Origin of the sequence: Mesorhizobium sp. M0244, from assembly GCF_040321795.1 — a bacterium.
Lineage (GTDB): Bacteria > Pseudomonadota > Alphaproteobacteria > Rhizobiales > Rhizobiaceae > Mesorhizobium.
Genome location: NZ_JAMYSE010000153.1, coordinates 1 through 9,395, shown reverse-complemented (window position 1 = coordinate 9,395; position 9,395 = coordinate 1). Strand labels below are relative to the sequence as shown.

9 protein-coding genes and 3 pseudogenes are annotated in these 9,395 nt (G+C 59.5%); 8 read left to right on the top strand and 4 right to left on the bottom strand.

Annotated elements, in window-relative coordinates; genetic code table 11:
• Positions 1-214 (bottom strand): hypothetical protein (locus tag NKJ08_RS37365; RefSeq protein WP_352786182.1); only part of this gene is annotated, 214 nt, incomplete at its 3' end.
• Positions 215-668: 454 nt separating this feature from the next.
• Positions 669-1,130 (bottom strand): hypothetical protein, encoded by a 462-nt coding sequence (locus NKJ08_RS37360; RefSeq protein ID WP_352469333.1) that lies wholly within the window; start codon positions 1,128-1,130, stop codon positions 669-671.
• A gap of 67 nt (positions 1,131-1,197) precedes the next feature.
• On the opposite strand from NKJ08_RS37360, the gene NKJ08_RS37355 reads away from it, so the two are divergent.
• The 3 genes from NKJ08_RS37355 (at position 1,198) to NKJ08_RS37345 (ending at position 2,436) form a co-directional block, all read left to right on the top strand.
• Entirely contained in the window at positions 1,198-1,374 is a 177-nt protein-coding gene (locus NKJ08_RS37355; protein ID WP_023680685.1) for a hypothetical protein, read from the top strand.
• A gap of 401 nt (positions 1,375-1,775) precedes the next feature.
• Positions 1,776-2,000, top strand: a complete 225-nt coding sequence (locus NKJ08_RS37350; RefSeq protein ID WP_023680684.1) for a hypothetical protein — start codon at positions 1,776-1,778, stop codon at positions 1,998-2,000.
• A gap of 82 nt (positions 2,001-2,082) precedes the next feature.
• Positions 2,083-2,436: a hypothetical protein gene (locus NKJ08_RS37345; protein WP_156937505.1), complete on the top strand. Its 354-nt coding sequence runs from the start codon at positions 2,083-2,085 to the stop codon at positions 2,434-2,436.
• Between the two features lie 954 nt (positions 2,437-3,390).
• On the opposite strand, the pseudogene NKJ08_RS37340 reads toward NKJ08_RS37345, so the two are convergent.
• Positions 3,391-4,370 (bottom strand): annotated as a pseudogene (locus tag NKJ08_RS37340) (IS110 family RNA-guided transposase); the annotation flags it as partial.
• A 1,212-nt stretch (positions 4,371-5,582) separates the two neighbouring features.
• On the opposite strand from NKJ08_RS37340, the gene NKJ08_RS37335 reads away from it, so the two are divergent.
• The 3 genes from NKJ08_RS37335 (at position 5,583) to NKJ08_RS37325 (ending at position 7,046) form a co-directional block, all read left to right on the top strand.
• Positions 5,583-6,155, top strand: a complete 573-nt coding sequence (locus NKJ08_RS37335; RefSeq protein WP_352786184.1) for a thermonuclease family protein — start codon at positions 5,583-5,585, stop codon at positions 6,153-6,155.
• Positions 6,115-6,336 carry an excalibur calcium-binding domain-containing protein gene (locus NKJ08_RS37330; RefSeq protein ID WP_352529185.1) on the top strand — a complete coding sequence of 74 codons (222 nt, stop codon included), beginning with the start codon at positions 6,115-6,117 and terminating at the stop codon, positions 6,334-6,336. The genes NKJ08_RS37335 and NKJ08_RS37330 overlap by 41 nt, the downstream gene beginning before the upstream one ends.
• Positions 6,337-6,557: 221 nt before the next feature.
• The gene (locus NKJ08_RS37325) at positions 6,558-7,046 is read left to right on the top strand and encodes a hypothetical protein (protein WP_352529183.1); all 489 of its coding nucleotides are present in this window, start codon (positions 6,558-6,560) and stop codon (positions 7,044-7,046) included.
• Between the two features lie 62 nt (positions 7,047-7,108).
• On the opposite strand, the gene NKJ08_RS37320 is transcribed toward NKJ08_RS37325, so the two are convergent.
• Positions 7,109-8,503, bottom strand: coding sequence for a Do family serine endopeptidase (locus NKJ08_RS37320; RefSeq protein ID WP_352615298.1), 1,395 nt, complete (start codon positions 8,501-8,503; stop codon positions 7,109-7,111).
• Positions 8,504-8,749: 246 nt separating this feature from the next.
• On the opposite strand from NKJ08_RS37320, the pseudogene NKJ08_RS37315 reads away from it, so the two are divergent.
• Positions 8,750-8,986: pseudogene (locus NKJ08_RS37315) on the top strand (hypothetical protein); the annotation flags it as partial.
• A 2-nt stretch (positions 8,987-8,988) separates the two neighbouring features.
• Positions 8,989-9,243: pseudogene (locus NKJ08_RS37310) on the top strand (cupin domain-containing protein); the annotation flags it as partial.
• Positions 9,244-9,395 lie beyond the last annotated feature (152 nt).

Here is a 9,395-nt window from a genome sequence, read left to right as displayed (position 1 = left end):
GCTCGTACTTCATGCCCAAGCGGGTCAAAGCGGCCCGCATCTGAATCCTGCCTCTGTCAAGCAAGGACAGTCGTGCGGTGCTCGTGACGCTTACGAATGTTTGCAGGCGCTTGAACCCTTGGGAGCATAGCTGTTGGAGGTCATCGATATTGTCTTTTGGTTTCAGGGTGAGATTGCGCCGGCGTTTGTCTGTCTCCAGGCCGGATACAATCAAGCGGTCTTGCGACCGTCCGGACGAACGCAGCGTCAGCGCTGCTCCGCAGCAGCGCGCTGCAGACGGCGGTCGCCAGCCAGCTTGAGGCGCAGTTGCCGCAACCACTCGCCATCCTCTCCGAGCGGATCGCAGGACAGCTACGCGATTCTGAGCACTGCCAAATCGGCCTAATTTTCCGCTGCCGAATGGACGATGAGACGCGTAAGCGAGTTTCCGGACCGGAAGCTATGCGTTGGGTTGCCCAAACGATGCAGAGGCGCTGCTGTGTTGGCGCGACACGCTCGACCGCAGGTGCGGACGGCATAAGAATTTTGGAGAGGCCCGTGGTGACTGGGGATTGCGCCGGTATTGGCGACGCGCGAAGACTGGGTCGATATCTGGGCGAAGGCAGCCCCTGCGACGCAACAACTTCATACCGGAGAATGGAGGCCGCGCTGGGAGGTTGTTGGTTAGGCTACCAACTCAAAGTGATTGTCCGGGAGAGTTCGGCGATGTCGCCATAGATCATCGAACCTGTGACGAGAAAACATTCATCACCGAGGACTTCGAAGGGTGAGCTTGACGCGGTACAAACCGGCAGGTTCTTCGAATTGGCGTACGTGCCGAGCGTCGCAGTTTCGACCTTACGGTCCTTGGCTTCGGCACAGCCGACACTGATCGCGAGGATTGCGATAGCAATGAGAGTCGTCTTGCTCATATTTTGCCCCTGGAGCCAGCTCTTGTCGGGTAAGTCGCGCGATGCATCAAAATAGCACCGGCCCACGATCGGCTTCATCCATCGATTGGAGGAAGCAGGCTCATCCATAATTAGCAATATCTTGAGTAAGGCACCGAGCGCACCAGACTCATGGAACGGCGCGCGGAATTTCCATTCGTGACGAGGTGGCGATCCCGGCCGCCTTCGCAAACGGGTCATTCAGCACTGCGTAAACGTCTCGATTCCGAGCTATAGCTTTCCGCATTCGATCATCGATCATACCAAGGTGAAGAAGGGGCAGCAGATCGAGCTTACCGGAGAGATCACGCGCGTAGACGAGGAAGGCGGCAGGGTGACCGTCGATCTGGGACCACTGGTGACGATCGACATCGACAAGGTCAGGCTGGTCGAGAAGTACAGGACGCCAAAGCGCAAGAAGCCGCTGCGCGACATGGTGGATTAGCTCGCGGACCGCCACTTATCCACGCGACATCGGTACCACTCAAACGAATGGCAATTTTCCGTCTGAATGCGTTTAGGGTCCATGCTCGGAGACCACGCATGGGTATCGCGCGGGAGACAGTGACTCCCCGTTTCAAGGCGTCGAGATGCAACGAGCACCGAAAAGTCAGTTCCTTAGACCTAAAGATCGGGCGATCTGCCAGCGGGTTGTCGACCAGGTAACCGCCGACGCCAAATGGTACAGCACCCCGATAGACGGTCAGATTCTGGCCTCGACCACGCTGAATCTCTTTCAATCAGGGGTCGTAAACGAAACGAATTTGCTGGCACATGTTCGCGCGCGGCGCCACGACTTCACTAAACTGACAGGCTAGTTCTTCACCCTCGCGACATAGGCGCGAAATGTGGTTCTTCGTAGTCCGCCGGCCTATTGTTAAGCAGATTGAGCGCCCGCTTTATGTCCCGATGCAGATGGTCGATCGCTTCCCAATGCTCGCCAAATGGCTTGAGCGACAACTGCGCGTCGCGGAGTTCTACCGTCAGAAGCCACGCCTATCGTTCAATTTTGGCGAGGTGATATTCGGAAACGGCTTCGTGTCGGCGAGGGTGCGGCATCCCGCAAAATAGGAATATATTCCGCATGCCGTCAAGGCAAATAGACTTCGTCCTGCCCTCAGCGCCTGCTAGCCGCGGGCATTTTGGGGGAAGCATGAATCAAGTTATGTGCGTTTGTAGCCATCAGCGTTTTGTCGGGCTGCGCTACTCGCCCAGCCGACATCAAGCCCACGCTGGTTTCGTCCGCGTATACGCGGGCAAGTCCTGCAGCCAGTTGGAAGCCGAACTTTACCGAACGAGTTCCGACCTCGCGCCGATAATGGCCATACAAGACAGAACCGCCCGCCATGATGTGGACGGCGTGTTTTGGCTTGGCTTGCCGGTTGGCAGCATGATGGACAACACAGACATCAAGGTACGTGAAGCCAAGATCGGCGAGCTGAAGGGCAACATGGACGCGATCAACGCAGCCCGACGAAAGGGCGGCTGTGTTGCCGGCACTCTGTAAGCCGTTCCAACGTTGAAATTGTCGGCTTGCTTCCCGCCCTCGCGACTGCGGAGTGGTCGTTTAATCGATTGACTCGCGTAATGCACCGGCAGTTAATCTCCCCGCCAGGGCAAAAAGAGGGGCTATGAAACTGGGAGCAAACGATGACTGTCCAAAAAGAAGACTATCGAACCAACAGAGCCGACTACGCCATAGCTGCGATGCATAGCCGAGCGACCGCTGAGGGCGATCGTGACGATTTGGTGGCGAGGAAAAGGTCCCTGTGGGTAACAGATCGGCGATCTGCAAAATTGGCTGCAAACCCCTCCGAAAGCTCGCCAGAACCCAAGGCAAAACCGCGCGGTAAGTGAATCGGACGCCAGCCACTTTCTTACCGCCGCGTACTTCGTTCGCATGGTTCGATTATATTAGATTTATCTAAAATACTAACCGGCCAGTCGAGCATTCCCGAACGCTCGCTGGTCAGGCCCAGCGGCCCCCCTAACCCAAGCTGCTGGGCCGCCACTCAGAGCAAAGCGCGATGTATGAGCATACCTAGCATAACGGTGATCGTCTCCACCTTGCCGGCCTTGCTTAGCACCACCTGAAAATCAGCTTCGAATCCCCGAATGTGCGGGGTCCCAGTGGCCATCACTAGACATTTCGAGATTTGCGGTTCGAGCCTCCCTTCATCGGCATGAGCGGTGACGGAGTACATCATCTTGCCAAATCAACACAGCCGACATCCTCGTCCCCTCGTTCGGTCGAAAGCTAGGTGGAACAATCAGGGTGCGCAACTTGTCATCACTGATATTGCCGCTTCACCCCAGCTTTGAGCGTGCGCCCTTCCGCCTGTGCGTGGTTCACCGTTTTTTACATTATTAGCGCACGTTTATAAACGGACATGTTGGTGTAGCTTGTACGTGCCCAAAGCCTCGGCGCAACGACCCAGCGCGGAGGCTTTTTTGCGGTATCCTTGCTCAGCATGTGCCAGATGATCATTGCAAGCTTGCGCGCAGTGGCGACGGCCGCGATGTGCTTCCCGCGGCGCGAGGCGATCCGCTTGTGGGAGGCGCGAAGAGGTCCTGGCGATCGCACAGCCGCCCATGCCGCCTCGACCAGCATCCCCCGCGCATGGCCGCGGCCCTGCTTCGTGATGCGCCCGTCATAGGCTGGCCCCTCACCGGACTGCCGCACGCTCGGATTGAGGCCAAGATAGTCAACGAGCTTCTGTGGATCGCTGAAGCGCCGTATGTCGCCGATTGCCGCGGCAACGCTCGCAGCCACGGTGACGTTGAGGCCGGGCAACGTCATCAGGCGGCGGATTGTCGGATCCTGAAGGGCATGTACGGCTATATCCGCCTCGACCACCGTCAACGCCTCGTTGATCTGGTTAATCAAGCCGAGGTGGCGCTCGATGGCGGCGCGCTCATCCGCAGGCAATATTTGCCTCGTCAGCCATTTGCGCCCGCTGATCCCGACGAGGTTCCTATGCGGACACGGCGGGATCAGGTGGGCGTGGAGGATTGACTGGATCAGGTTCTTCAGCCGCGAACGCTGGCGAACCAGCTGTGTCCGCCTGGTGACCTGTCTTCGGAGGGCAAGGGTCCCCGGATCCGGAACCCAGACCTCCGGCACAAAGCCCGAGGCGTAGAGCTTCGCAAGGACAGTGCGTCGATCGTGTCAGTCTTCACCTTCGCGTGCGCGGTCATGTGCACCTGCTTGGGATTGGCGATCACGATCCGATGGACGTAGGGCGACAGCACTTCAGCGACGGCAGCAGCATTGTCTGTCGCCTCGATCACCACATGATCATCGTGGGTGAGTTCCTTCCTGGCGAACTCCTCGAGCTTATTGCGCAGCATTTGAACGCGGCCGAGCTTGACGATCTCGCCATCAAGCAACGACACGACCTCGGCGGTTACGCGGTGTATGTCCATGCCGATAATACGCACGGTTCCCTCCATCGTTGGTCACGAACAGGGAGCGAGCGGGCAACACGACAAATACGGATCCGCACTCGCAGCGCATCCGGGCGAGTCGTAGGGGCGGCCAGATAATGTGCTCGAACTCGCAGTTCATCTGCATACGCCGGCCTGCCCGCACTTGCGTGCTCCCGGTGCCCCGTGGCCCGGATGCGCCAAGCTTAACGAACCTGACGTACCGAACAAACGATGGCACCAAGAACATCATGCCGGATACGGCTTCATCGAGAGCTTCAACGGCAAGGAAGGCGCGTCAACACTCTACGCTACGATTGCTGGCCGCCCGTCGTCACGGCGCATATGCGACGTTCCGTTAGCCGCCGATCGCGTTCCTATCCACGACAATCGCGTGGTGGTACATTCGGTTGATTTGGCGAATGTTTTTTGTCGTCAACTCACCGGGAAACCGGGGAGGTGGTCATGAGAATTATTACCGCTCTAGCATGCGTCGCCCTCCTTGCAGGTTGCACAACGGCAGGCCCCCCAGGGCCCCAAGGGCCTGTCGGTCCACAAGGTCTTCCCGGCAAGCAGGGACCTAGAGGTGCAATGGGGGCTGAGGGTCCGGCGGGGAAGGACGGCGTCGGCGGTTGGGAAATCACCCAGTATGCAAGCGCGAGTGATACAAGCCCAGACAAATCCGCACAGGCTTGGTGTCCCAAGCCAAAAGTCGTCATAGGTGGCGGTGCCAGCGCGTCAAATTCAAATGCTCTAATTTCTAGGAGCTTGCCGGTTACTTCCCCAGCTCCAGGGTGGGTAGCACAAGCGCATGTAGCCGCTACGTCCCCAACAGCTTGGACGCTGACAGCATACGCCATTTGCGCGCTTGTCAAATAGTCGGCGCTTGGCCGGGCCGGTGAACTTTGCGTTGTCGCGTCTTGGAGACACAAACGGCGTTCTAGTCTTCATCCCAAAAATCCTGCAGCGAGGCGTGCCGAAGGTCTTCCTCGCCCCGGAGGTGCTTCACGCGGACCTTGATGCCCGCTTGCGAAGGCCATAGTTGAGACGGTTGAAAGGCTGAGCCGGTGCCCCCGCGTTGACCAGTTGCCGACCGGCTAGTGCAGCTTCTGGACTCTCGCCCGGAATGGCGGCATTCTCTCTTCCGGGAGAGCGGGCGTGGGCAAAGGCCACCGTTATCAAGGCGCCAATCAGGCTGACCGCTGGCGAAGGCGCGCCGGCAGAAGAATGCCGTCACGGCGGCTGCCGCGACCCCTCTTGGGGCTGATCTTCCTCGGCGCCGGCACGCTTGCCGCCGCAGTCACCCAATTCGCGATCCAGAGCACCGCCGGCCAACAGAGCACGATAACAAACTGGACAGAACCATTGCCTGGCCACATGGAAGGCCGCGCCTCGGTGATCGATGGCGACACAGTAGAGATTGCAGGCCAAAGGATTCGTTTCAATGGCATCGACGCGCCCGAGAGCCGTCAGCACTGCGACGACGCCAAGGGCTTTGACTACCCATGCGGGCGCCGCGCTGCCCAAGCCTTGGACAAGTTCCTGGCAGCTTCGCGACCGCTGCATTGCAGTTTTGTCGATCGTGATCGGTACGGGCGTCTTGTCGGGAACTGCGATCGGGCGGACGGTCGTAGCGTTCAGCGCTGGCCGCTTGGCACTGGACTGGCCCCTCTACAGCCACGGCGCCTATGCGGGGCAGCAGGCGAAGGCAGAGGCGGCAAAGCTCGGTCTGTGGGCCGGAACTTTTCAGGCGCCTTGGGTGTGGCGTCTAGCGCATGCCGACAACCGGCCGCTTTCTAACCAGCCGCTTGGCTTAATCAACCGCCATCAGGTCGCACAAAGCGGCTATTCATGCGAGCCGCGGCGCACCTGTTCCCAAATCAGCTCGTGCGATGAAGCAAGTTGGTACCCAGCCAACTGCTCTTGGGGCCGCAAGCTAGACCGCGACAAAGACGGCATCGCCTGCGAAAGCCAGTGTTGAACCTGCAGGTGCTGCCGCTTCACGGTCGCACGCACGTCGGTGTTGGCGCCGCGGCGCGTTGGGTGGGTTTGGTCATGTGGAGGGTTCCTAATGAAAGGGCCGCCTCGACGGGTGGCTTTTGAACGGTGACGGACTGCCGTTCCAAGCGGACCAGCTATTGTCGACTAAATGAAAGCGGGAAGATCCAACGATGCCTCCAAAATACGTGCAGCCCTCCGTTCATGAGACAGCTTTCAGCGGCATTCCAAATCGGCAGGGAGTTCGGCAGAGCCGAGGCCGAAGTTATGTTGCCCCGCCCATCGATTATGATCGCCACCCATCGACAACGAGCGATGCAGAACACGGCGAGCCGACCTGACGTTATCATTCGCGGGCATCAAGTCCGGCCTGATTTTCCAGAACTCGTTGCAACTGATGCGGCGAACTTTGACGCTGCCGTCTCAACAATGACCGTGCGAGATGTGGTCATATGGCGTCTTCGGGAAGGGCGCTCGCTGCGCGGTTCCGGCAAGGCCGGTCTTCATCATCGCCAACGCGGCGAAGGTCTTCTATCACGCTATATAGGAACGGAGTGCGTCAAAATTGACACGGGCTCGGCACGAGCTGCTCAAGTGCGGACGATGATGGGAGCCACGGCCGGCTGGCTGCTTTTTGCCGCGCGCGAGATGGGAGGAGGCGGCTGGAGTGATGTTTGGGCTCCGGCGACCTGATTCCGTTCTTTCGGATACGGAACGGAAACTTTGCCACATTTTTGGTTTCGACGCACGCTACGTCAGGAAGCAGCTAGGGCAATGAAGAGCGATTGTCCTTGCCTGTTTATGCGCAACAGAATGGGCTTGTGCTGCTGCCGGGATCTTGCCCACTCCTCCTGGATATCTGACGGCTGTGCCACATCCCGGTTGTTGGCCGAGACAATCACGTCGCCAGGTCGAAGGCCGTTCTCGGCGGCGGGGCTATTCGGCGCCACTTCCTGGATAAACACGCCGGTGGTACCCGGCTGCAGACCGAGTTGCTGGCGCGCTTCGTCCGGAATGGTGCTGAGCGACAGCCCGAGGCGTTGGTCCGCCGCTTCCGGACTCGGAACGGCACCGGTCTGTACCTCCTCGTCCTTGCGTTGACCGAGGGTCAGTTCCACCTCCTGCTGGGAGCCGCCGCGGTTCCTTGTCAGCGTGGCTTTCGACCCCGGCTTTTCGTTAGCTGCCGCCAACGTCAAGTCATGGACGCCCTGAATGTCCTTGCCGTTGAACCGGGTGATCACATCCCCCGATTGCAAGCCGGCCTTCTCTGCCGGACTGCCGGGCTCGACCGAGGCGACCAGCGCTCCCTTGGTGCTCGATATGTCAAGCGCCTGGGCAAGCGACGGCGTCACCTCCTGGAGACGCACTCCGATGAACCCGCGCTCGATCCGGCCGGTGCGGATCAGCTGATCGGCGACGCTCCGTGCGGTTCGGGACGGCACGGCGAAACCGATGCCTATGCTGCCGCCAAACGGAGAGACGATGGCCGTATTGACCCCGATCACTTCGCCGCGCGCGTTAAACAGGGGGCCGCCGGAATTGCCTCTATTGATCGAGGCGTCTGTCTGGAGAAAATCGTCGTAAGGGCCGGCTTGGATGTCGCGCGAGCGGGCGGAAAGAACGCCGACGGTCACGGTTCCCCCGAGCCCGAAGGGACTGCCAATCGCGATCGTCCAGGCCCCCGGCTGCATTGCGTCAGAGTCACCCCAGGCGGTCGTCGTCATGTTGGGGCGTGGATCGACCTTCAGCACCGCGATGTCGGTTGCTGGATCGCGGCCCACAAGTCGCGCGGGCGAAGTCTCCTTATCGGAGAATACGACGTGGATTTCGGTGGAGTCGGCCACGACATGATTGTTGGTGACGATGTAGCCCTCCGGACTGACCACGAAGCCGGAGCCGAGAGCTTCTCGCACCTGCGGCTGGGCAGGCCCGCGGCTGTCGAAGGGGTTGAGAAAATCGTCGAGCATCGTTTGGTCCTGGATGATCTGCCTCGTCGTGATCGCGACCACGGCCGGCAGCTTCTGACGCAGGATTGCGCTGAAGTCGTTCGGGATTTCCTGTGCTGAAACCGGAGCAAAGCCGCCAGCCGAGAGCATCAAGATTCCTGCGACGAGGCCCATGCTCAGTCGCTTCCTGGCAATGTAAGACATGATTGATTCTCCTGCCCGACCGCCCTGGCGCTGCCGCGCGACTTTTCCCAGACGCAACAACTGACATTCACGCCGATTGTTTCACCGGTTCGAAAAAATGTTGATCGTGGGCTGAACTGCGAGGATTTGGCCTTGTCGGGCCATTGAAATTTGCTCGAAACTCTCCAAAATTTCGGCTGGTGAAAATCGCGAGAGCCACCAAAGATGACATCAACAAAGGAGACTATTCAAAGCGGAGGACCATCGATGGAAGGAGCCATTTCGACGAGTTTTCCCCCAATCGGGCCCGAGGGTCCTGATGTTTTTCTTGACCGGTTGCTCCATCCAGCACGGCATTTCGAGCGACCTCAGGACGTGCTGACTGACGCGACGCTGGACGTCCAGGAGAAGCGTGCAATCCTTTCGTCCTGGGCATCGGATGCCTGTGCGGTGGAATCGGTGCCGGCGCTACGCATGCCGCCGGGAGCAACCGAACCGGTCAGCTCCATGTTGGGGACAAGACGATCCGCGCGACCGCGGGCACCTACCTGTTCATTCCACCGGGCGTTCCGCACAACATCACCAATGTCAGCGAAGAGCCGGCGCGGGTGCTGATGACCGTCTCTCCGCCTGGACACGAGCACTATTTTGAAGAGCTTGCCAGGCTCGCTGCACACGGCTCTCCGGATCCGAAAGCGCTTGCAGACTTGCGGAACCGTTACGACACTGACCAGCTCTCTACCCTGACGACAAGAGCCTAAGCTCGATTCTGCAATATCGGGTCATGGCGCAGCACCGCTCATGGCGTCGGCACCAGCGATGTCCTCTGTGGATGGCTCCCGCGATGCAAGAGGTAATTCGACATTATGGCGCGTTGGTCGGGTGCAGTCTTCTGTCCGGCCTGTTGATGCAG

Bases quoted from the DNA above. Each gene is read 5' to 3' on its own strand.
- NKJ08_RS37320 (WP_352615298.1), bottom strand. From the start codon at position 8,503: ATGTCTTACATTGCCAGGAAGCGACTGAGCATGGGCCTCGTCGCAGGA.
- NKJ08_RS37325 (WP_352529183.1), top strand. From the start codon at position 6,558: ATGAGACAGCTTTCAGCGGCATTCCAAATCGGCAGGGAGTTCGGCAGA.
- NKJ08_RS37345 (WP_156937505.1), top strand. From the start codon at position 2,083: ATGAATCAAGTTATGTGCGTTTGTAGCCATCAGCGTTTTGTCGGGCTG.
- NKJ08_RS37335 (WP_352786184.1), top strand. From the start codon at position 5,583: ATGCCGTCACGGCGGCTGCCGCGACCCCTCTTGGGGCTGATCTTCCTC.
- NKJ08_RS37350 (WP_023680684.1), top strand. From the start codon at position 1,776: ATGTGGTTCTTCGTAGTCCGCCGGCCTATTGTTAAGCAGATTGAGCGC.
- NKJ08_RS37360 (WP_352469333.1), bottom strand. From the start codon at position 1,130: ATGACCCGTTTGCGAAGGCGGCCGGGATCGCCACCTCGTCACGAATGG.